The organism is Kitasatospora sp. NPDC056531 (assembly GCF_042794375.1).
Taxonomy (GTDB): Bacteria; Actinomycetota; Actinomycetes; order Streptomycetales; family Streptomycetaceae; genus Kitasatospora.
This window is the reverse complement of sequence record NZ_JBHTTU010000013.1, coordinates 65,597-86,976: the sequence shown is the minus strand read 5'-3', so window position 1 is coordinate 86,976 and position 21,380 is coordinate 65,597. Positions and strand designations below refer to the sequence as shown.

Genomic DNA, 21,380 nt, shown 5'->3' with positions numbered 1-21,380 from the left:
CACATCTCGTCGGTTCTTGGGAGCATCACAGTTCCTTGGACGTCGCGCCCACGCTACCGGTTCGCCTCACCGGGTGACCACGTGGGCGGGACAATCCCACTCGCTCCCTGCACAGACGATCCCAGGACCCGTCCCACCGCCCGACGGGCCCCAGGACAGGCCCTAGGCCGCCTCCGCGTCCGCCCGGGCGTGGAACTCGCGCACCACCCGCTGCTCCCGGTAGGGCTCCAGCCGGCGCCGGAACTCGTCCAGGTACTCCACGCCCCGGTTGGAGCGCAGCCCGCTGAGCAGCCGCACCGCCTGGGTGCCCGTCTCGCAGGCGCGCTCCAGGTCGCGCTGCTGGAGCTGGGCGGTGGCGAGGAGCACCAGGTCCACCGCGCGGCGGCGGACCCGGGTCGGCGGGTGCAGGTCTAGCGCCCGGCGGGCGTAGTGCTCGGCCTGGCCGGCCTGCTCCAGGTCCCGGTGGCAGTGGGCGAGTTCGTCGGCGAGGTAGGCGTCGTCGAAGTGGGCGATCCAGTCCGGGTCGTCCTCCGCGCGGCGCTTCTCCATCATCTCCAGCGCCTTGGCCGACACCGCCTCGCAGGAGCGGGCGTCGCCGAGCAGGGCGTGGCCGCGGGCCTCGGCGGCGTAGAACATCGCCATCGCCGTCGGGGTGGCGACCGTCCGGGCGCCCTCCTGGGCGGCGCGGGCCAGCTGGGCGATCTCCCGCGGGTTGCCGAGGGTGGCCGCCAGGTGGCTCATCGAGGCGGCCAGCACGTAGCCGCCGTAGCCCCGGTCGTCGGCGGCCTGGGCCAGTCGCAGGGCCTGGATGTAGTAGCGCTGGGCCAGCCCGGGCTGCCCGGTGTCCACCGCCATGTAGCCGGCCAGCTCGGTCAGCCGGGCCACCGCGGCGAAGAGCTGGCGGCCGGTCTCCTCCCGGTAGGCACCGCCGAGCAGGCCGGAGACCACCGAGTTGAGGTAGTGCACGACCACGGGGCGGACGTGCCCGCTGCCGAAGCGGTGGTCCAGGTCGACCAGCATCGCGGTGGTGGCCTTGATCGCGGCCACGTCGGTCGGGCCGACCCGGGGGCCGCCGCTGCGCGCCACCACCGGGTCGGGCGGGGTGATCAGCCAGTCCCGGCTGGGCTCCACCAGGGCCGAGGCGGCGACCGTCGCCCCGGTCAGGAAGTCCCGCCGGCCGACGTCACTGCGCCACAGCTCGCACACCTGCTCCAGGGCCGCGTTCAGGGTCGGCGCGAACTGCAGCCCGATGCCGGAGCTGAGGTTCTTGCCGTCGGCCATGCCGATCTCCTCGACCGACACGCTGCGGCCGAGCTTGCGGCCCAGGGCCTCGGCGATCACGGCCGGCGCCTGCCCGCGCGGCTGCTGCCCGCGCAACCAGCGGGCCACGGAGGTCTTGTCGTAGCGCAGGTCCAGTCCGTGCTCCGCGCCGCACAGGTTGACCCTGCGCGCCAGGCCGGCGTTGGAGCAGCTGGCCTCCTGGATCAGTTGCTGCAGACGCTCGTTGGGCTGTCGTGCGACGAGTGGTCTCGCGGCCATTGGGCTTCGCCTCCCCACACCCCCCGGTCCCGGCCGGCGGGCGACGATTCTGCTGATCTGTTGCCGACTGTCCGACCGTCCAAGGAATCTGACACCAGGTTAGCGATCAGCAACGCCAGCGGGATACCCACGGTGACGAACCGCACCCCCCGCGCGCCCTGGGAAATGCTTCCGTGCGCCCCCGCTGCGCCTGCCTCCGCCCGCCCCAACTCGCTTGAGTCACCGGTTCGGGTGACATTGCCGGGATACGCCCGACCGGGATACGCCGGGCCGTAACCAGCCTCACACACGGTAGTTGAGCAGCGCGTGGAAGACATCCCCGACGCCCCCGGCCAGGACAAGAACGCCGGCCTGCCCCAGCTGCTGATCGAAGCCGTCGGCTACGCCGAGAACCGCCACTGGGAGGTGGCGCCGGGCGCCTGGCTGATCGACGGCGACGGACCCGCCCGCTGCTCCTGCGGCGACCCGCGCTGCGCGCTGCCGGGCGCCCACCCGCTGGACGCGGACTGGGCCCGCAAGGCGAGCGCCGGGCCGGGCGCGGTGCGCCGCTGGTGGACCGAACGGCCCAAGGCCTCGATCCTGCTGCCCACCGGCCGGTCCTTCGACGTCCTGGACGTCCCGGAGACCGCCGGGTGCCTGGCGCTGGCCCGGATGGAGCGGATGGACCTCCAGCTCGGCCCGGTCGTGGTGTTGCCCGCCTCGCCCGGCCGGGTGGGGCGGCGGCTGCACTTCCTGGTGCTGCCCGGGGTCGCGGCCAAGCTGCCGGAGATGCTCCGCAAGCTGGGCTGGCCGCCCGGACGGCTGGACCTGGTCGCCCGCGGCGAGGGGGACTGGACGGTCGCCCCGCCGTCCCGGATCGGCTCCACCGGCTACGCCCAGTGGGCCCGCTCCCCCTCCGCGCTCAACCGCTGGCTGCCGGACGTCGCCGAGCTGATCAGTCCGGTCGCCTACGCGTGCGGCCGCGAGGCGCCCGCGCAGCACGCCCAGGCCGCCCAGCCGGCCGGCGTCTGATCCCCGGATCCTGCCGCCCCGCGCCCGATCGGGTGAGGGCGTGCACCGCGCGACACCACGCGCACGAGTGACGGGCCTTGTCTCCCACCGGAGGCGGGGCCCGTCACACGCATGTGCGGATAAGACCCGGGTCTACCCGCTGGTCAAGCGGAGAAGCCCCTCGTACGAGTGACAGCGCTCAAGGATTGCCATGATCGACCGAGGGGAGGAATTGCGGTGTGAGGGGACGCCGGAAGGGTCGCTCGGACGGGGAAGCCGGGCGAGGCGGTGGAGGGGAACCGGGAGGGACGGGAGGGAGCGGAGGGGACAGGGAGGGAGCCGGGGAGGACGGGAAGGGCCCGCTGCACGGGGAGCAGCGGGCCCTGATCGTTCGTACCGGCCATCGTCGTCACCTGCCGGCCGTTGCCGTCCGTGCCGGTCGTTCCGGACGGACGGATCAGACCTGGGCGACGAACACGTGCTGGGCGATGTCCTTGCCCAGCTCCGCCGCCGTGTCCCCGGTGCCGACCAGCACACCGGCCACACCGGTGCTCACCTTGACCGTGGAGCCCGGCCGGACGCCGGCCCGGCGCAGGGTGCTCATCAGCTCGCTGTCGGTCTGGATCGGCTCGCCGATCCGGCGGACCACTACGCTGGCCCCCGCGTCGCCCGGCTTGACGGTGTCCAGCGGGACGAGCGCGGCGTCGAAGCCCTCGCCCTCGGCCTTGGCGTCGCCCAGCTCGTCCAGGCCCGGGATCGGGTTGCCGTACGGGGACTGGGTCGGGTGGCCGAGCATGGCGAGCACCTTGCGCTCGACCGTCTCGCTCATCACGTGCTCCCAGCGGCAGGCCTCCTCGTGCACCTGCTCCCACTCCAGGCCGATCACGTCGACCAGCAGGCACTCGGCGATGCGGTGCTTGCGCATGACGCGCACCGCCAGTCGGCGGCCCTCCTCGGTGAGTTCGAGGTGACGGTCCCCCGCGACCTGGAGCAGGCCGTCGCGCTCCATCCGGCCGACCGTCTGGCTGACCGTGGGACCGCTCTGCTCCAGTCGCTCGGCGATCCGGGCGCGCATCGGGACGATGCCCTCTTCCTCCAGTTCCAGGATGGTGCGAAGGTACATCTCAGTGGTGTCGATCAGCCCAGACATCGCCGCTGGCTCCGTTCTTCGGTGTCCTCACCGCCAATTCTGACGTACCGCACCGACAACCGGGCCCGCGCAGGGGTTTCCGGTACCGGTTTTCGTTCCTGTTGACAGCCGTGCCGCCGGGGCGCGACCGTGCTCGCCGTAGCTTTCTCCACTGGCGGTCTGGACCACCCCGACCGCCCCACCCGGCCGGCGCCCTCACCGGCAGAGAGCGGAGGCAATCGATGGACGACCTGGTCGGCAGGTACTTCGACGCCGCGATCGACCACCTGCAGCGGGTCCGCGAGGAGGAGGCCGACGCCATCGAGGCGGCCGCCGCCCTGCTGGCGGAGGCGATCTCCGAGGGCCGCCGGGTGTTCGCCTTCGGCGCCGGGCACTCCTCGCTGCCGGCCCAGGACGTGGTCTACCGGGCCGGCGGGCTGGTCCCGATGAACCTGCTGAACGTGCCCGGGATGGCCGGGGTGACGACGATGCCCGCGCCGCTGGCCTCCGCCCTGGAGCGGGTCCCCGGGCTGGCCACCGCCACCCTGGACCTCACCCCGGCGACCACCGGGGACCTGCTGTTCCTGATCTCGCTGTCCGGCCGCCAGGTGATGCCGGTCGAGCTGGCCCGCTACGCCCGGGACCGCGGCCTGAAGGTGATCGGGGTGACCTCGCTGGCCTATCCGGGCGAGGTGCCCTCCGCGCACCCCTCCGGCAGCTACCTGAAGGACCACTGCGACGTGGTGCTGGACAGCAAGGTCGCGGTCGGCGACGGCGAGCTGACCCACCCGGGCGCCGAGACCTCCTTCGGCCCGGTCTCCACCATCGTGACCAGCGCGCTGATGCAGGCCGTGGTCGCCTCCGCGGTCGGCCGGCTGGCCGACCGGGCCGCCGCCGGGGACGCCCCCGCCCCGCCGCTGTTCCGCTCCGGCAACGTCCCGGGCGGCACCGAGTGGAACGCCAAGCAGATGGCCGAGAACGCCGAGCGCATCCTCTACACCTACTGACGCAGGCAGGGGAGCCGATCCCGACCCACGCTGGGTACCGACCCGAACACGGGGCGTACCGGACAAACCACCGGGGCTTCCCGGCCAATGCGGGCGGCCCCGGGGCCCGTGAGGCGTACCGGACAGCCGCCCGGGGCAGGAGAGCGGTGCGACCGGAGCGACGGGTGGGGGCCGAACATGGCGTCTGGTGCGGGACGGACCGGGTGGGTGCGCGAGCGCGAGCTGCTGCCCGAGTTCTTCTGGGCCGCCGACACGGCCTCCCTGCGGGGCCAGCGCCGCGCGGTGCTGCTCTCCGCCTGGGAGCTGCTCCTGCTGCTGGTCGCCGCGGCGACCGGCTCGGCCGACGGCGAGCCCTGGGCCTGGCCGGCGGCCGCGGCCTACCTGGGCGCGGTGGCACTGGCCGTGGTGATCAGCCGGCAGAACCCGCAGGGCCTCTGGTACGAGGGCCGGGCCGCCGCCGAGTCGGTGAAGACGCTGGCCTGGAAGTTCGCCGTCCGGGCCGACGCCTACCAGCCGCCGCCGCGCAGCCTGCCGGACGCCGAAGGCCTGTACCGCTTCCAGCTCGACCGGGTGCTCGGTGCCTTCCGGGACAGCCCGGTCGCCGTGCCGGGTCCGGGGGTGGAGCACGCCGGGATCACAGAGGCCATGCGCGACCTGCGCGACCAGCCGCTGGCGGTGCGCCGCGAGGTGTACCTGAACGAGCGGATCCGGGTGCAGCACGACTGGTACCGCACCAAGGCCCGCTACTGCGCCCGGGCCGGGCACTGGGCCGGCGTGCTGGGCGTGCTGCTGCCGGCACTGGGCCTGGTGCTGGCGGTGCTGCGGGCGCTCGGCGCGTACACCTACGACGCACTGGGCACGGTCTCCGCGGTGGCCGCCTCGGTCACCGCCTGGGCGCAGCTGCGCCAGTACCGCCCCCTGGCCGCCGCGTACGGGCTGGCGGCCGACGAGCTGGAGCTGATCCGGCGCCAACTCGCCCAACTGGACCTTGAGTCGGTGGACGCCGAGGAGATCTGGGCCCGGCTGGCCCGGGACGCCGAGGACGCGGTGTCCCGCGAGCACACCACCTGGCAGGCCCGCCGGGAGGTGCGCACCACCACCGATCGGGAGCACTGAGGAGGAACGCGTGGCGTTACGGATGGTCAAAACGGCGGACGGCCGCGCCCTCGCCGTCGAGTCCCTCGGCGACCCGCGCGGCCGTCCGGTGTTCCTGCTCCACGGCATGCCCGGCAGCCGGGTCGGCCCGCACCCGCGCAGCACCGTGCTGTACCGGCTGGGGGTGCGGCTGATCTCCTACGACCGGCCCGGCTACGGCGACTCCACCCGGCTGCTCGGCCGCCGGGTGGCCCACGCGGCGGCCGATGTCCGCACCATCGCCGACGAGTTGGGGCTGGGCGGCTTCGCGGTGCTCGGCCGCTCCGGCGGCGGCCCGCACGCGCTGGCCTGCGCGGCGCTGCTCCCGGAGCGGGTGAGCCGGGTCGCGGTGCTGGTGGGCCTCGCGCCGCGCGACGCGGCCGGCCTGGACTGGTACGCCGGGATGACCCCGTCCAACGTCCGCGCCTACCGGGAGGCCGATCGCGGGCACAGCCGGATCGCCGACGCGATGGAGTTCCGCTCCCGGCAGATCAAGGACGACCCGGTCCGGCTGCTGAACGGGCTGCGCACCGAGCTCTCGCCCGCCGACCGGGAGGTGGTGGCGGACAGCGGGCTGCGGCAGATGCTGCAGAGCAACTACCGGGAGGCGTTCCGGCACGGCGCGGACGGCTGGCTCGACGACATGCTGGCCTTCACCGCCGGCTGGGGGTTCGAGGTCGGCTCGATCCGGGTGCCGACCTGGCTGTGGCACGGCGCCGACGACCAGTTCTCGCCGGTCGACCACTCCCGCTGGCTGGCCGACCACATCCCGGGCGCCGAACTGTTCCTGGAGCCCGGCGCCGCGCACTTCGGGGCGTTCCGGGTGATGACCACCGCCCTGGCCTGGGCGGCCGGCTAGCGCCCCGGGCGGTCCCTAGGCCTTCACCGGGGTCAGCGGTTCGCCCCCGCCCAGTACGGCCACGATGTTGTCCACCGCGAGGCCGCCCATCGCCTGCCGGGTCCGGACGGTGGCACTGCCCAGGTGCGGGACCAGCACCGCGCGCTCCTGGGCGAGCAGGGCGGCCGGGACGTCCGGCTCGTGCTCGAAGTTGTCGACGGCGGCGGCGAACAGCGCCCCGGACTCCAGCGCGGCGGCGAGGGCCTCCTCGTCCACCACGCCGGCGGTCATGCTGACCACCACCGCGCCGTGCGGCAGCATCGCCAGCCGGCGGGCGTCCAGCAGGTGCCGGGTCTCCTCGGTGCACGGGCAGGTGACCACCAGCACGGTGGAGGTGGCGAGCAGCTCCTCCAGCGGCTTCCACTCGGCGCCCTCGGTCTGCTCCGGCGGCAGTTCGCGGCGGTTGTGGTAGCTCACCGGCATGTCGAAGGCGCGGGCCCGGCGGGCCACCGCCTGCCCGATCCGGCCCATGCCGAGCACGCCCAGCGGGGTGCCGGCCAGCTCCAGACCGAGCAGGAAGTTCGGCCCCCAGGTCCAGGGCGTGCCCGAGCGCAGCAGGCGCTCGCCCTCGCCGAGCCGACGGGTGGCGGCCAGCAGCAGCGCCCAGGTCGTCTCGGCGGTGGCGTTGGTGAGCACCCCGGGGGTGTTGGTGACGTGCACGCCGCGCTCGGCGCAGGCGGCCAGGTCGATGTTGTGGAAGCCCACCGCGTGATTGGCGATGATCTCCAGCTGCGGGCCCGCCGCCTCCAGGAACTCCGCGTCCACCCGGTTGTTCAGGGTGGTGAGCACGGCCCGGCGGCCGCGGACGGCGTCGAGCAGCTCGGCCCGGTCCATCTCCGTGTCGGTGTCGCGGCAGGTGACGGCGTACCGGGCGGTGAGCCGTTCGATGACGCCGGGCGCGAGGCGCCGGGTGACCAGAACCGGGGGCGGGGTGTCACTCATGGTTCGGCAGCGTACCCCGCCCCCTCCCGGTCACACCGGCTGCGGCTCCAGGTCGCGGTTGATCCGCTTCCAGCCGCGCGCCGACATCGTGTTGGGGTGCTCCTCGCCGAACTGCCGGATCAACTCGGCGATCGCCCGGGCGCGCAGCTCGGCGGCCTGGGTGTGCCGGCCGGCCGCCCGCAGGGTGATCGCCAGGTTGGCCTCGCAGGCCACCGCGTCCGGGTGCTGCGGCGAGTAGCGCTCGCACAGGCCCTGGTAGGCGGCCCGGCCGAGCTCCTCGGCGAGCTCTATCCGCCCGTCGTCGCCGTAGGCGTTGGCCAGGTTGATCACCGCGTTGAGGGTGTACGGGTGCTCCGCCCCGACCGAGCGGGTCAGCCCCTCGACGGTGAGCCGGCCGCGCTCGATGGCGCCCAGGACGTCGCCACTGCCGCGCAGGTAGATGCCCAGGTTGTTGGCGCAGGCCAGGGTGAACGGGTGCTCGTCGCCGAACAGCCGCCGGTGGCCCTCGAACACGGTGGCGCAGAGGTCGCGGGCGGCCTCCTTGTCGCCGGAGGCGCTGTGGTCGGCGGCCAGGTTGAGTGCGCAGGCCAGCGCGTCGGGGGCGTCGGCGCCGTAGCGCTCCAGGTAGCGCTCGTAGGTCTCCTTGGTGATCCGCCGGGCCTCGGCGAGCTGGCCGATCCGGCGCAGCGAGACCGCCAGCGACTTGGCGTTGCGCAGGTTCTCGGGCAGGTCCGGGTCGAGCACGTCGCCGAGGTCTGAGGTGACCTCCTGGAGCAGGTCCACCGAGCCGCGGTAGTCACCGAGTTCGCGCAGGTCGCGGGCCAGGTTGGACTTGGTGGACAGGGTGTAGGGGTGCCTGGGGCCGAGCACGGCGGTGCGCCGGTCCAGGGTCTCCTGGTCGAGTTCGCGGGCGGCCTCGCTGTTGCCGACCAGCCGGTAGTCGATCGCCAGGTTGTTCGCCATGGAGAGCGTGCGCGGGTTGTCGTCCCCGAACAACTCCCGGAACTGCTCCAGGATCTCCTGGTCCAGGTCCAGTGCGGCCTGGAAGCGGCCGAGCGCCCGGCGGTCGGCGCCGAGCGAGCCGGCCGTCATCAGGGTGTACGGGTGGTGCTCGCCGAGCAGCGCCCGCTGGCGCTCCAGGGTGGCTTCGTCCAGGGCCAGCGCCTCGGCGTAATTGCCCTGGGAGCGCAGCACGTTGGCGAGCTGGAAGCGCAGCAGCAGGGTCTGCCGGTCGTCCTCGCCGAGCTTGCTGGTCCACTCCGCGTCCAGCGCGTGGCCGAGGTCGCGGGCGCGGTCCAGCTCCCCGCGCTTCCACAGGTAGCGGACCCGGTCGATGAGCAGCTGGCGGGTGTCCGCCTCGTCGCAGTTGTGCGCCTTGGACGGCGACAGGTGCGGCCAGATCTCGTCGAAGGCGGGCCAGTTGGCCGGGTCGTCGGTGTCGCCGAGGACGGGCCGGGCGCCGGTGAGGATGCGGTGCACCTCGTGGACGGCGATCTCCTGCTCGTCGTCGCTCATCCCGGCCCGGATCACCGCCTGGACGAGCCGGTGCACCTGGAAGCTGTTGCTGCCCGCGTCGACCTTGGCCAGCGCGTACCGGCCGATCGCCTGGATCACCTTGCCCAGCATGAACTTGTCGCTGAGGTCGGCGTCGAACCTCACCAGCGCCCGGATCATCTGGTCGCTGTAGAAGAGGTTCATCGAGATCGGCTCGGGTGCGAAGAAGGCGCACAGCTGCAGCAGCCGCACCGCTGCCGGGGACTGCTCCCGCAGCCGTCCGATCGAGACGTTCCAGGTCGCGGCGACCGGGGTCGGGTAGTCGGCCGGGCGGCCGACGGCGAGCGCCCGGGCCGCCTCGGCGTGCAGCTGGGCGACGTAGGTCTCCACCGGGGTGCCGGTGGTGTCCAGCCAGGCGGCGGCCACCTCGACGGCCAGCGGCAGGTCGCCGACGGCCTCGGCGACCCGGTCGGCGTCCGGGCGGGAGAGGCTGCGGGCGCGCCGGCACAGGTGCTCGACGCTCTCGCCGCGGGTGAAGACGTCGACCTCCAGCGCCTCGGCGTGCCCGGTCCAGGCCTGGTTGCGGGAGGTGACCAGGATGTGGCCGGAGCCGCCGGGGAAGAACCGCCGGATCTCGGCGGGCTCGTCGGCGTTGTCGAAGATCAGCAGCCAGCGCGAGGTGGGCACGCCGCGGCGCAGCGCCTCCCGGGCGGCCTCGGCGGCCTCGGTGACCGAGTCGCCGACCCGCAGGCCCAGCCGGCGGGCGAGTTCGGCCAGCGCCGGGGCGACCAGCTCGGTCTGCTCGGCGTCGATCCACCACACCAGGTCGTAGTCGGACATGAAGCGGTGGGCGTACTCCAGCGCCACCTGGGTCTTGCCCACGCCACCGAGCCCGTACAGGGTCTGCGGGGTGGGCAGTACGGCCGCCATGCCGCCGCGCAGCTGGTTGCGCAGCTGCTCCAGGACGGCGGCGCGGCCGGTGAAGGAGGGGTTGCGCGGGGGGACGTCCCACACCGAGGGCTTGCTGCCGGGGAAGCGCGGCCCGCCGCTGGGGGCGTCGTCGAGCGCGACGTCGCCTCGGCCGAGCGCCCGCAGCAGGCTCTGGATCGACTGGGTCTCGTCGCGGCCGACCAAGTCCACCGGGTTGCGGTTGCTGAACGGCGCGGTGAGCCGGACGTCGCCGACCCGGACGGGCAGCAGCTGGCGCCGGGTGCCGGAGGGGTCGGAGCTGACCACCGACTCCCACAGCGCCCGCGCCTGCGGGGAGCGCTGGTAGGCGGGCGAGAGCACGGCGACCGTACGGTAGGCGGAGTCGATGCCGCGCTCGGTCTCCTCCCGCGGGTCGGTGCCGGCGCTGAGGTCGCGCGGCAGCACCCGGAAGCCGGCCCTGGTCAGGATCGACTCGATCCAGTCCGCCCACATCCGGTCCTCGGGCACGTAGGACAGGTAGAGGTCGGCGGGGACGGACGGCCGGCGGCGGGTGAAGGCGTCCACGTACCGCAGCCGCACCTCCTCGTCCATCGACGGCAGGCCGGTGACCCGACCCTCGGTGATCATGGAGGTGAGCCGCTCGCAGGCGGCCAGCATCGAGGTGGGGGTGCCGGTCTGGTCGCCGAAGGTGGCGAGGATCTCCTCGTAGGCGTAGAACGGCCGGTACGGGATCTCCACCGAGCCCCAGTACTGGGCGAGTTCGTCGCCGCCCAGGCCGGACGGCAGGCCGTCGAAGCGGACCCGGGCGAGGGCGCGGCCGGCGTCCGCCTTCTCCTTCTCGCCCTCGTCGATGCGCATCGGGACGGGCAGGATGCGGATGCCGCGCTCGCGGTAGCGGTCGTGGATGTGCTGGGCGATCCGGGAGGCGCCGTCGATGGACTGGTCGCTGAGGGTGAAGCAGACCACCAGGTCGTCGGGCATCTGCACGGTGCAGATCTCGGCGATGTCGGACAGGCCGGTGCGGGAGTCGATCAGCACGTAGTCGTAGCGCTTGGCCATGTCGGCCTTGAGGGCGTCGAAGAACTGCCCGCCGTCGAAGCGGTCGTAGAAGATGTCCCAGTCGAGGTGGGTGACGGCCTCGGAGTAGTCCCGGTTGAACTGGCCGGCGGAGAGGAAGTCCAGGCTGCCGCCGGACGGGAAGTGCGGCCAGGAGAGCGAGAGCGCGTGCGGGTGCACCCGGGCGAAGTCCAGGTGCCAGCCGTCGGCGTGCTCGACCGGTCGCAGCGCCTCCTCGCGGTACTCGGCGATCAGGTCCATCATCCCGGTGGTGCCGGCCAGGGAGGCCGGGTCGAGGAAGGGGTGGAAGAACTTGGCCAGGCCGGGCGCCTCCAGGTCCCAGTCCACGGTGAGCACGCGGAAGCCGTTGGCCGCCAGGATCCAGGCGGTGTTGGCGAGGGCCATGGTGCGGCCGGTGCCGCCCTTGTAGGAGTAGAAGGTGATGATCCGGCCATTGCGGTCCTGCGCCGTGCCCTGCCGCTCGGCCTCGCGCTGGGCGGCGAGTTCGGCGGCGGTGAGGCCGCCGAGGCGGAGGTTCCTGGTGCGGTTCTCGCTCATGCGGCCACCTCGCTGCGCTCGGCGGTCGCTTCGCGAGACGCGCACCTGTCAATGATTCGCTCGCTTCGCTCACTCATGGGTTTTCCTCATCCTCCCAAGGGCGCCATCCCGTCATCGGGGTCATCGCCGTCATCACGGTTCGTCACGGTCGTCGTGGTCGCGGTCGTGGTCGTGCGGGTTCGAGCCGAAGGGGTCCACCTGGTGCCCGCCCTCCTCGAAGCGGCCCGGCCCTTGACGGAAGGCCTCCCGCAGGCTCGGCCGGGGCGCCGGCGGCTCCTCCGGTTCGGCCCTGGTGCGGCCCTCGAAGGCGTACTTGGCCTTCATCGCCGCCCGGGGCAGCGCGTCGTCGAAGTCCTCCAGGGTGTTCAGCCCGGTCGGGCCGGTCACCCCGAGAAAACTCGGACGGCCCGCGCGCCGGGTCTTGCGCAGCGTCTGGTCGCTCAACCCGCTGAACTCGCCGTCGCGTTCGAGACACTCCCGGTCGTCGGTGTTCCACGGCTCCAGCACGCTCACCCAGGTGGCGTCGGAGCTGTCGAAGCGGCGGACCAGCTCACGTCGGCGCGGGTCGCGCAGCGCCCACCGGTCCAGCAGCAGCAGTCCGGGGGCCTCGGCGTTGCCCTCGATGATGGACGCGACCTCGTCGTCGAACTCGTGGACGGTCGGCTGGAACCCCAACTGCCTGGCCAGGCGCACCGCGTGCTGCGCGATCGGCGAGCCGGCCGGACGGTAGGGGTGCCAGTCGGAGCGGCGGACACCGTAGAAGTCGGGGTTGCGGTCGGGCGGCAACTCGCCCTGGTGGTAGGTGAGTACCGAGATCCTCAGCTGCTTGGTCGGGGCGGTCACGTTGAAGGCACTGGGGAGCCCGTTGAACTCCAGTCGCCGCCCGACCGGGATCACCGTCTCCTCCGCCACCTGTACGATCCGCGCCGCCAGCCGGTGCACGGCCAGCTCGTAGGCGGAGCGGAAGTAGGTCAGCTTCATCAGCGCGTACAGGCCCTCGGTGGCGTAGTCGGGCCCGAAACTCGCGTGGTTGAACTGCAGTTCACTGGCCACCTCGGGCAGCCGGTAGCGGCTCATCGGCGCCCACAGCACCGGGACTATGCCGCTGGTGCGCTCGGCGTCGATGGTCGCCGGATAGACCGGGCGACGGGTGAAGGCGTGCCACTCCTGCCCGCACGGCACGCTGTTGAAGTACCGGGGCGAGTACAGCGGTACGAACACCCGGCAGGTCGCCAACTCCTCCGACAGCCGGTCCGCCCACAACTCGCCCTGGTGCATGGACTCGTCCATGAACCCGACCGGCACCCCGGCCGGGACGGTGGTGAGTTGCAGCACCGCCTCGCAGAGGTCCCGGTACAGCTGCCGGACCCAGTGGTTCGGATCACCGGCACCGCGCGCACCGGACTTGGGGGTGTGCGCGTAGGAGAGGAAGAAGTACGGCCGGGCGTCGTCCTCGTCCCAGCCCCGGTCAGTCACACGTGCCTCCCCCGGGCCCGTCGGCAACCTGGTTCCCGCAGCCCCCGTGCGGCGGGGCTTCAGTGTAGGAACGACTGGCACCCCAATGGAATAGCACAACGCCTCGCACGAATTGACATGACCGAAACGATGCCGCTGGGCTCACTGTTGAGCAGTACCCTCGTTTCGGCCACGCTGAACGATCGGGGAGAGGCATCCATGGACCAGCTCAACTGGCAGAGGTCGAGCTTCAGTGGGGAGAAGACCAACTGCCTCGAAATCGCCTCCGAGGGCGAGCTCGTCTACATCCGCGAGTCGGACAACCCCGACCTCGTCGTCACCACCACCCGTACCAAGCTCAACGCCTGGATCCTGGGCGCCAAGGACGGCGAGTTCGACCACTTCGTCGGCCTCTGATCCTCACTGGTCGTAGCGGGCGGCCAGTGCCCTGACGGTGGCGGCGATGCGGTCCCGGAGCTCGGCCGGTGCCAGCACCTCGACGTCGGCGCCGAGGCGCAGGAACTCCCCGTGGGCGTGCTCGATCGACTCGATGGGCACCCGGGCCTCCTTTGCGGGAGCGACCCCGAGGCGGCGGGCGCCCTCCGGGGTGAGCCGTACCAGCGCCTCCCCCGTGTGCAGCCGGGCGCGAAAGTCCTCCAGGTACGCCCTCCAGTACGCGGCCAGGTCGAAGTTGTCCGGAACGACGAACTCCTCCTCCAGCTCACCCAGTTCGATCACCTGGTCGACCCGGTAGGTGCGCGTCCCGGACGTCCCGGCGGCGACCAGGTACCAGCGACCGGCCTTGAGCACCAGCCCGTACGGCTCGACCCGCCGCTCGATCTCCTCCGGCGCCCGCCAGCGCCGATAGCGCAGGACCACCGCCCGGCGCGCCCACACCGCTGCGGCGACGGCCGCCAGGTGCGGAGTGTCGTCCGCCTCGCCGTACCAGCCGGGGGCGTCGAGCAGGAAGCGCTCCTGAATCCGTCCGGCGTGCTCGCGCAGTTCGGCCGGGAGAGCGGCCCTCAGCTTGAGCTGGGCGGTGGCGAGCGCCTCGCCCAGGCCGAGTTCGGCGGCGGTGCCCGGGAGCGCGGCGAGGAACGCGGCCTGAGCCTCGTCGACCGTCAGCCCGGTGAGGCGCGTGCGGTAGCCGTCGACCAGCCGGTAGCCCCCCGCGTGCCCGGCCTCGCCGTACAGCGGGATGCCGGCGGCGGCGAGCGCCTCGGCGTCCCGGTAGACCGTGCGGACGGAGACCTCCAGCTCCTCGGCCAGCTGCTGGGCGGTCATCCGGCCACGGTTCTGGAGCAGCAGGAGCAGGTTGACCAGTCGGCTCGCGCGCATGCCGCCCAGTATCTACTGACAGCAGATGTCAGTGGAGCGGTCTTAGCCTCCGCCCCATGAACGACTTCGACTTCCTGCACGGCTCCTGGGACGTGGCCAACCGCCGCCTCACCGCACCGCTCGCCGGCGGCGGCAGCTGGGAGGAGTTCCCCGGCCACTCGGTGATCCGGCCGCTGTTCGGGGGTGCGGGCAACATCGACGAGATCGTCTTCCCCACCCTCGGCCGCCGGGGCGCGACCCTGCGGCTGTTCGACCGCGCGACCGAGCAGTGGTCGATCTACTGGTCCGACAGTCGGACGGGACGGCTCGACCCTCCGGTGATCGGCGGTTTCACCGGTGACCGTGGCGACTTCCACGGCGAGGACAGCTACGACGGCCGCCCGATCCGGGTGCACTTCACCTGGTACCGCCTCGGTCCGGACAGCGCCCGCTGGGAGCAGGAGTTCTCGGCCGACGGGGGTCGCAGCTGGGAACTCAACTGGACGATGGACCTCACCCGCACCGGCCCGGCCTTCGACGGGCTCAGCGCATGAGCCTCGTCGTCGAACTGCGCCAATACACCCTGCACCCCGGCGCCCGCGAGACGCTGATCGAGCTGTTCGAGCGCGAGTTCGTAACCGGCCAGCAGGCGGTGGGCATCACCGTCGGCGGCCGGTTCCGCGACCTGGACGACCCGGACCGCTTCGTCTGGCTGCGCACCTTCCCCTCCATGGCCGAGCGCCGCCGCGCACTGGAGGCCTTCTACGGCGGGCCGGTCTGGCGGGAACACCGCGACGCGGCCAACGCCACCATGGTCGACAGCGACGACGTCCTGCTCCTGCGCGGCCCCGGCTTCGCGCCGGCGCCGGGCACCCGCGAGGTGCTCGCCACCGTCTGCCATCCCGCCGACACGGCCGCCTTCGACACCTACGCCGCCCGCCATTTGGGGCCCAGCCATGCCCTGCACCGCACCGAACACGCTGAGAACGACTTTCCCCAACTCCCCGTCCGCACCGGCGAGGACGTCCGCGTGTGGTTCGGCCCGGCCGAGCCGCCGCCCTGGTCGCACCAGCACCTCCGGCTGGAACCCGTAACGGGGGTAGGCCTGCATTGCGCAGGAAGTCGGCCGGACCGACTTCCTGCGCATCTGAACTCTCAACGGCCGACGAGCTCCGCGAGCTCGTCGGCCGATTCAGGGGTCAGCCGATAGAAGCCCTGGAGGCTGACCGCGCGTTCGAGGCGGCCGTCCACCACATACTTCAGGCCACGGGTCTGGTTCCGGCGATTGCGCCAGGTAAGCCGTTCGAGGAGCTCGCCGGGTATCGGGAGGTCGAAGCGCACGGGCGTCCCGTCCACGTGCACCTCCGTGGCGCCACAGCCTCCGACGCCGAGCATCCACCACTCGTCGTGGCCGGAACGGCAGCAGTCACCCCGTTCGAGATCGACCACCCGCATCCGGCTCACCACGAACACCTCCCCACGGTTGACGTGCAGCGCGTACACCTCGTCCCCGGCGCGGGCGCCCGACCAGGCGGGCAGCGACTGGTGCACCCCGCTGTAGGCGACCGTCGGCCGCTCACCCTCGCGGCCCGCTTTGCGCAGGTCACGGCACGTCTCTTGGGTCCACAGGACGGTGAAGGCGCCAGACATGCCGTGATCGTAAGGACAGGGACGGACATCGAGGACGGCGCGGGCCCCGTTCCACGGACGGGGCCCGCGTGCCACAGTTGGCACCTATCCCTGAGTGTCGCGATCAGCTCCGGTGGCGCTTGAACCCGCGGAGCAGCGCGAGCAGGTTGATCACGGTACTGGCAGGAACGTTGCCGAGGTTGACGAGGACCCGGCCGTTGAGGATGGTCTCGCCAGGCTTGGCGGACGGCCACAAGATCCCGAACTCGCGCCCCTCGGTCCGCAGTTCCACAATCAGCTCGGTGATCTGCGGGCCGGTGAGGTAGTGGATCGCCGGATCGGCAGGGTGGATGGGGTGGAGGGCGTTCACGCCGCGCCGCCCAACTCCAGCTCGAACCAGACCCGCTTGCCCAGCTTCTGCGGCTCCGCGCCCCAGCGGTGGGTGAGCCCCTCGACCAACTGGAGCCCCCGGCCGGACTCGGCGAGCGAGTCCGGCTTCTGCTGCTGGGGCAGCGTCGAGCTGCGGTCGGCGACGGTGACACGCGTGGTACCGGCGACGATCTCGACCACGACGACGGGCGAGGCGGTCAGCCCGTGCCGCCATGCGTTCACGATCAGCTCCACGAGCGCGAGTTCGGCATCCGCGATCACGGGGTCGCGGTACCCGGCGCGCTCCATGGCGTCGCGCAACGCCTCGCGGGAGACGGTGAGGGAGGGGGAGTTGAGCTTGGGGTCACACATGGGGATTCTCCCAGCGGTGCAAAGAGGTTGGTGATTTGACTGTAGGTCAGAACACTACAATCCTGCAACACTCTCCGCACTTGGACCTACACTGTCGGTAGGCGGCCGCTCAATCGGCCGAACTGCTGCACGAGAAGGGCATGTGCGTGGGATTCAGGACCGTAATCAGTGAGCGCCAGCACCGACTTGGCGATGAACTGCGGCGCCTCCGCAACAGTGCAGGCCTGTCCTTGCCGGAACTCGGCGAGCGGATCGGCATGAAAGGACCTGCTGTCAGCCACACCGAGTCGGGCAGGCTTGGTATCAATCCTGAGCGCTTGGCCCTCTGGCTCGACGCCTGCCACGCCAACGATCCCGAGTACCGAGCAGGTCTGCTCGCCATGAGCCAGGGCAACGGCAAGGGCTGGTGGACTGACTACCGACACCACGTTCCAACATCAGCCCTCGATCTCGCCGAGTTCGAGCACAGCGCCACCAGTCTGGACACCTACGAGACGCTACTGATCCCTGGCTTGCTCCAGACCAAGGCCTACAGCGAGGTCATCCTCGACTACTCAGAAAAGACCGTCGAGTTCCGGCAGTCGCGGCAACGAATCCTGGATGCCGAGAACGAAACGCCATTCCATGCTGTGATCCACGAGGCAGCACTACGAACGATGTACGGCGGACCGACCATCATGCGCGACCAGTTGAACCACCTGATCGAGGTCGGCAGGCTGCCTCACATCACCATCCAGATCCTGCCGTTCGACTGCACCGTCTTCGCCGACTCCGACACCCCGTTCATGCTGCTTCACGGCCGGCACTCCAAGCTGGACACCGTCGTGATGGAACAACCCCAGGGCTCACCGTTCCTCGGCGAGCCCGAAGCAGTAGCCTCGTTCCGGCGGCAGTTCGAACGACTCAAGGGCTTGGCGCTCCCACCCCTGTCGGCGAGTGCATCCGAACCCTCGCCTGCATCTCGCGACTCATGGGGCTTGCTTCAGCACATTCGGTACGCAGTACAAGGAAGGTAAGCATGGAACAGCTCAACTGGCAGAAGTCGAGCTTCAGCGGCACCAACACCAACTGCCTCGAAATCGCTTCCGATGGTGAGCTGGTCTACATCCGCGAGTCCGACGACCCCACCCACATCGTCACCACCACCCGCACCAAGCTCAACGCCTGGATCAACGGCGCCAAGGCCGGCGAATTCGACCACTTCACCGCCTGACGCCCCGCTCCGGCCGGCCTGCGCTCCCCGCGCAGGCCCGGCCCCATTTCCTCAGAGGGAGTAATCGTCAAGACCTGTGCACTGAGCTTCCCAGGCCGTGGTCAGTGTGACTGCGGTGCTCGGGTTTCTGGATCCAGGCGATGACGGCCTGCATGTCGACCGGGCGGGTCGTGTCGACGTGCAGAGTCGGTCCGACCTGGAGGGGGCGAGCGGTGCGTCGGGCGCCCTCGCGGACGATCTCGTCCAGCAGGGAGCCGTCTCGCGTCGAACCGTCGGCATTGGCTACCGCGAGCACGGGCGCACCTTCCCGACCGACGCTGCAAGGTCGGCCTACTCGATGACCATCACGGGATCATTCCGGAAGGTGCGCCCTCGACGTTCCTCCCGGAAGCGACACCGATGTCCCGTGCCACCGGACCTTGACCGATTGCCACCGAAGGTTGACGGAGAGCGGTTTGTGTCATCAAAGATTGACCGCCCAGGTCAGGACTTCCCGGTCTCATTGGATCTGGCTGGTCTCACCGGACCCGTGATGGTCGTTCCATGAACCCACCCGGCGCCCGCCGGGTCAGTCCGGCCGGCCCCACCCCGCGAACCGCGCTGTCAGGCACCGACGTGCATACTTACCGGACGATCAGTAAGACGTAAAGGTGATGACGCGGTGAAACTGGCTGAAGCGCTCGCCCAGCGCGCGGCTGCGGTGCGGCGGGTGGAGCAGTTGCGAGCGCGCGTCGTCGGCAGCGCCCGCTACCAGGAGGGCGAGGAACCGGCCGAGAACGCGGCGGAAGTCCTGGCCCAGGCCGGAGAGGTGCTGGACGAGCTGGAGCGGCTGATCCGTCAGATCAACCGGACCAACTCCACCGCGCTCATCGAGGGCGGCGGCACCCTTACCGACGCCCTCGCCCGCCGGGACGTCCTGCGGCTGCGCCACTCGGTGACTACCGCGGCTGCCGACGCCGCGTCCGGGCGCGACCAGCGCGGAGCCGTACGGCAGTTGCGGTCCGAACTCAGGATCCTCTCCGCCCTGCCGGTCGCCGAGCTCCACGCCCAGGCGGACGTCCTGGCCAAGGAGATCCGCGAGGTGGACACCCTGATCCAGCGCGCCAACTGGGAGATTGACCTGATCGAGGACTGACCCCACAAGCTGGGTGTGGGAAGCAGGTAGTCGTCACGGAGGCGTGCACACACCGCGGGTCGGCGGTTTATCCGGCCCTTGGTGCGTGAAGAGCAACGCAGGGGTTCGATTCCTCACCAACAGTGCAGCTCAGCACCGCGTACAGGTGACAGGTCACACCGCACAGCTCACTACCATGTGCAGATCCGGACGACGAGGGCGGGAACGGGGCGCCCCACACCCGGTGCGAGGGCCGTGCGACCAGCACGGCCCTCGCATCTACTCCACCCCAGAGCCACTCAAGAAGCGCCGTCTGGAGCCGTCGTGGCACCCTTCCGCCAGACGGTCCTCCAGGGCGCAGACCTGGGCGGTCAATCTTCAGTGACACAAACCGTGCCGTGGTCAAAGTTCAGTGGCACACGGTCAAGGTCTGGTGGCACAGGACAACCGACGTTGGACTCCCTCCTCCTATGCGCGCAGGCATCACCTAAAATCGATCAACTATGCGGTGGTGCGTCAGAGGGGCAGTTCCTCGCCCTCCTCCGGCCGAGAGGCTGCGCAGTCGATACGTGGGTGAGGCAGGTTGCGGACGTGGCACGCAAGGTTGTCACACGTGATCATCTGGCGGGAGTGGTGCGCGCGGCTCTGGGAGCCGAACATCACCTCATCGGAGTGTCACGGCTCCGAGGCGGCAGCAAGAAGGGCGTATACCGCCTCACCTTCGACGGTGACTCCACCGCGATCGTCTACATCTGGGACCACGCCGAGAACTACTGGCCCGGCGCGCAGGGCGATGACGCCGAGAAGCATTCGGACCCGTTCTCGCCCGCCTCTGGCATCGATCTGTTCGAGGCCGCCAACAGGCACCTGGACGCCCTCGGGATCCGCACGCCCCGGATCCATCTGACCGATCGGAGCAGGAGCCACTACCCGGCAGACATCGCTGTGGTCGAGGACGTACCCGGCGAGAATCTGGAAACCCTGCTCCGCCGGGACCCGCACAGCGTGGAAGCGGCCCTGGCACAGCTCGCCGAGGCACTCGGCGTGATGCGGCGGCACACGCGGCCGAGCTTCGGCAAGGTCGCCCTGATCGACGACGGCGGCATCTCCCGAGGCCGCTCGTGTGAGCAGGTCGTCCTCGACCGCGCACTCGAAGACCTCGCCGAAGCCTCCTCGCGCGACGCGCGGATGGCACGTGCCGCCGACCGCTTGGAAGACGTGGTTCGCCGGCTGGCTGCCACAGTGCGCCCACGCACTGAGTACGGGCTCGTCCACGGGGAACTCGGACCGGACCACGTTCTGGTGGACCAGCACGGGGATCCGGTCCTCATCGACATTGAGGGCCTGATGTTCTTCGACGTCGAGTGGGAGCACGCGTTCCTGCGAATCCGTTTCGGCGAGCACTACCGGTGGTTGAACAGCGGTGGCCTCGACGAGCAGCGCCTGGACTTCTACACGCTGGCGATGCGCCTCTCGCTCGTCGCCGGACCGCTTCGGCTCCTCGACGGCGACTTCCCAGACCGCGACGCCATGATGGGGATCGCCGAGTACAACCTCCAACAGGCGCTTGCCTTCCTGCCCGCAGACGACCGCTGAACCCCTTGGAATCGATCACCTAGGCTCGAACCGAGGCCGAGGGGGGAGACACCGAGTGAGTCAGTACTACGACTTGGGCGGCAAGACACTATGGAACCCGTCCAACGGCGCGTCCCGGCTGTTCCTGCGACAGGTGGCAGTCTTCGAGGAGGAGCTCGGCGTTCCGTCTGGCATCGGCCCCATGGAAGCGGACGAGTGCCAGGTCGACGCGGCGGCCCTCGAAATCTTCGTCAACGCCCTGCTGACCCGGCACCGATCAACCCACCACGCCGTCATGCGGACCCTCACCGAAGGATTCGTCATCACCATGTCGGTCCTCGCGGAGCGCGCAGGAGTCGAGGTGTGCTGGGAAGCGCCACGGACCGTCCTCGGCGACGGGATCCGGGACGCCGAGCGTGTTCGGGCGAGCCGCCTGCGCGAGAAGGCCGATGAACTGGCCGCCTTCATGGCGCGCTGACCGGAGAGGAAGCGGCGTCCAAGGGCTCGAAGGAACGTCGTCGCTTCTGGGGGGGCGAAAAGAAAAAAGGGGGGGAAAAAGGGGGGGGGGAGGAGGAAAGGGAGGGTCCACCAAAAAACCACCGGGGGGGGGGGGGGGGGGGGGGGGGGGGCCCGGCCTGTCCCCCCCCCCTCCACTCTTG

General features: G+C 71.1%; 22 protein-coding genes. 12 read left to right on the top strand and 10 right to left on the bottom strand.

The features are described from left to right. Positions 1 to 162: 162 nt before the first annotated feature. Positions 163 to 1,539 (bottom strand): transcriptional regulator, encoded by a 1,377-nt coding sequence (locus ACFQ87_RS15270; RefSeq protein WP_380611218.1) that lies wholly within the window; start codon positions 1,537 to 1,539, stop codon positions 163 to 165. A gap of 306 nt (positions 1,540 to 1,845) precedes the next feature. Here ACFQ87_RS15270 and ACFQ87_RS15265 point away from each other — a divergent pair, with 306 nt between their 5' ends. Beyond that, positions 1,846 to 2,550 (top strand): bifunctional DNA primase/polymerase, encoded by a 705-nt coding sequence (locus ACFQ87_RS15265; protein ID WP_380611217.1) that lies wholly within the window; start codon positions 1,846 to 1,848, stop codon positions 2,548 to 2,550. Positions 2,551 to 2,986: 436 nt separating this feature from the next. Here the strand turns inward: ACFQ87_RS15265 and ACFQ87_RS15260 are convergent, their stop codons facing one another. Next, positions 2,987 to 3,679, bottom strand: a complete 693-nt coding sequence (locus tag ACFQ87_RS15260; RefSeq protein ID WP_380611216.1) for a metal-dependent transcriptional regulator — start codon at positions 3,677 to 3,679, stop codon at positions 2,987 to 2,989. Positions 3,680 to 3,900: 221 nt separating this feature from the next. On the opposite strand from ACFQ87_RS15260, the gene ACFQ87_RS15255 reads away from it, so the two are divergent. The 3 genes from ACFQ87_RS15255 (at position 3,901) to ACFQ87_RS15245 (ending at position 6,658) form a co-directional block, all read left to right on the top strand. Beyond that, positions 3,901 to 4,665, top strand: coding sequence for a sugar isomerase domain-containing protein (locus ACFQ87_RS15255; protein ID WP_380611215.1), 765 nt, complete (start codon positions 3,901 to 3,903; stop codon positions 4,663 to 4,665). Between the two features lie 207 nt (positions 4,666 to 4,872). Next, a complete protein-coding gene (locus ACFQ87_RS15250) occupies positions 4,873 to 5,781 on the top strand; it encodes a DUF4231 domain-containing protein (RefSeq protein ID WP_380611214.1) in 909 nt (302 codons plus the stop codon). Positions 5,782 to 5,803: 22 nt separating this feature from the next. Beyond that, the gene (locus ACFQ87_RS15245) at positions 5,804 to 6,658 is read left to right on the top strand and encodes an alpha/beta fold hydrolase (protein WP_380611267.1); all 855 of its coding nucleotides are present in this window, start codon (positions 5,804 to 5,806) and stop codon (positions 6,656 to 6,658) included. 15 nt (positions 6,659 to 6,673) lie between these two features. On the opposite strand, the gene ACFQ87_RS15240 is transcribed toward ACFQ87_RS15245, so the two are convergent. The 3 genes from ACFQ87_RS15240 to ACFQ87_RS15230 form a co-directional block, all read right to left on the bottom strand. Further along, entirely contained in the window at positions 6,674 to 7,639 is a 966-nt protein-coding gene (locus ACFQ87_RS15240; protein ID WP_380611212.1) for a 2-hydroxyacid dehydrogenase, read from the bottom strand. Positions 7,640 to 7,669: 30 nt separating this feature from the next. Continuing rightward, complete coding sequence (fxsT, locus tag ACFQ87_RS15235) at positions 7,670 to 11,677, bottom strand: FxSxx-COOH system tetratricopeptide repeat protein (RefSeq protein ID WP_380611211.1); 4,008 nt, start codon at positions 11,675 to 11,677, stop codon at positions 7,670 to 7,672. Between the two features lie 132 nt (positions 11,678 to 11,809). Further along, on the bottom strand, positions 11,810 to 13,153 hold the full coding sequence (locus ACFQ87_RS15230) for a TIR-like protein FxsC (protein ID WP_380611210.1): 1,344 nt from the start codon (positions 13,151 to 13,153) through the stop codon (positions 11,810 to 11,812). Positions 13,154 to 13,351: 198 nt separating this feature from the next. Here ACFQ87_RS15230 and ACFQ87_RS15225 point away from each other — a divergent pair, with 198 nt between their 5' ends. Further along, positions 13,352 to 13,549: a DUF397 domain-containing protein gene (locus tag ACFQ87_RS15225; RefSeq protein WP_380611209.1), complete on the top strand. Its 198-nt coding sequence runs from the start codon at positions 13,352 to 13,354 to the stop codon at positions 13,547 to 13,549. A 3-nt stretch (positions 13,550 to 13,552) separates the two neighbouring features. Here the strand turns inward: ACFQ87_RS15225 and ACFQ87_RS15220 are convergent, their stop codons facing one another. After that, the gene (locus ACFQ87_RS15220; RefSeq protein ID WP_380611208.1) at positions 13,553 to 14,470 is read right to left on the bottom strand and encodes a helix-turn-helix transcriptional regulator; all 918 of its coding nucleotides are present in this window, start codon (positions 14,468 to 14,470) and stop codon (positions 13,553 to 13,555) included. A gap of 56 nt (positions 14,471 to 14,526) precedes the next feature. Here ACFQ87_RS15220 and ACFQ87_RS15215 point away from each other — a divergent pair, with 56 nt between their 5' ends. Continuing rightward, entirely contained in the window at positions 14,527 to 15,003 is a 477-nt protein-coding gene (locus ACFQ87_RS15215; RefSeq protein ID WP_380611207.1) for a hypothetical protein, read from the top strand. Further along, positions 15,000 to 15,659 (top strand): NIPSNAP family protein, encoded by a 660-nt coding sequence (locus ACFQ87_RS15210; RefSeq protein ID WP_380611206.1) that lies wholly within the window; start codon positions 15,000 to 15,002, stop codon positions 15,657 to 15,659. Before ACFQ87_RS15215 ends, ACFQ87_RS15210 begins: the two co-directional genes overlap by 4 nt. Here the strand turns inward: ACFQ87_RS15210 and ACFQ87_RS15205 are convergent. From ACFQ87_RS15205 to ACFQ87_RS15195, 3 genes are all read right to left on the bottom strand, one after another. After that, positions 15,605 to 16,099, bottom strand: coding sequence for a hypothetical protein (locus tag ACFQ87_RS15205; RefSeq protein WP_380611205.1), 495 nt, complete (start codon positions 16,097 to 16,099; stop codon positions 15,605 to 15,607). The two genes, ACFQ87_RS15210 and ACFQ87_RS15205, sit on opposite strands and share 55 nt — an antisense overlap. Before the next feature lie 103 nt (positions 16,100 to 16,202). Beyond that, the gene (locus tag ACFQ87_RS15200; RefSeq protein ID WP_380611204.1) at positions 16,203 to 16,448 is read right to left on the bottom strand and encodes a hypothetical protein; all 246 of its coding nucleotides are present in this window, start codon (positions 16,446 to 16,448) and stop codon (positions 16,203 to 16,205) included. After that, entirely contained in the window at positions 16,445 to 16,819 is a 375-nt protein-coding gene (locus tag ACFQ87_RS15195; RefSeq protein WP_380611203.1) for an ATP-binding protein, read from the bottom strand. Before ACFQ87_RS15195 ends, ACFQ87_RS15200 begins: the two co-directional genes overlap by 4 nt. Before the next feature lie 146 nt (positions 16,820 to 16,965). Between ACFQ87_RS15195 and ACFQ87_RS15190 the strand changes: the two genes are divergently transcribed. Both ACFQ87_RS15190 and ACFQ87_RS15185 read left to right on the top strand, forming a co-directional pair. After that, positions 16,966 to 17,835: a helix-turn-helix domain-containing protein gene (locus ACFQ87_RS15190; RefSeq protein ID WP_380611202.1), complete on the top strand. Its 870-nt coding sequence runs from the start codon at positions 16,966 to 16,968 to the stop codon at positions 17,833 to 17,835. 2 nt (positions 17,836 to 17,837) lie between these two features. After that, positions 17,838 to 18,032, top strand: a complete 195-nt coding sequence (locus ACFQ87_RS15185) for a DUF397 domain-containing protein (protein WP_380611201.1) — start codon at positions 17,838 to 17,840, stop codon at positions 18,030 to 18,032. A 67-nt stretch (positions 18,033 to 18,099) separates the two neighbouring features. Here the strand turns inward: ACFQ87_RS15185 and ACFQ87_RS15180 are convergent, their stop codons facing one another. Then, on the bottom strand, positions 18,100 to 18,327 hold the full coding sequence (locus ACFQ87_RS15180; protein ID WP_380611200.1) for a hypothetical protein: 228 nt from the start codon (positions 18,325 to 18,327) through the stop codon (positions 18,100 to 18,102). A 366-nt stretch (positions 18,328 to 18,693) separates the two neighbouring features. Here ACFQ87_RS15180 and ACFQ87_RS15175 point away from each other — a divergent pair, with 366 nt between their 5' ends. The 3 genes from ACFQ87_RS15175 (at position 18,694) to ACFQ87_RS15165 (ending at position 21,199) form a co-directional block, all read left to right on the top strand. Beyond that, positions 18,694 to 19,167 carry a DIP1984 family protein gene (locus ACFQ87_RS15175; protein WP_380611199.1) on the top strand — a complete coding sequence of 158 codons (474 nt, stop codon included), beginning with the start codon at positions 18,694 to 18,696 and terminating at the stop codon, positions 19,165 to 19,167. A 570-nt stretch (positions 19,168 to 19,737) separates the two neighbouring features. Beyond that, positions 19,738 to 20,742 carry a phosphotransferase gene (locus ACFQ87_RS15170; protein WP_380611198.1) on the top strand — a complete coding sequence of 335 codons (1,005 nt, stop codon included), beginning with the start codon at positions 19,738 to 19,740 and terminating at the stop codon, positions 20,740 to 20,742. A 55-nt stretch (positions 20,743 to 20,797) separates the two neighbouring features. After that, positions 20,798 to 21,199, top strand: coding sequence for a DUF6086 family protein (locus tag ACFQ87_RS15165; protein WP_380611197.1), 402 nt, complete (start codon positions 20,798 to 20,800; stop codon positions 21,197 to 21,199). The last annotated feature ends 181 nt before the right edge of the window (positions 21,200 to 21,380 follow it).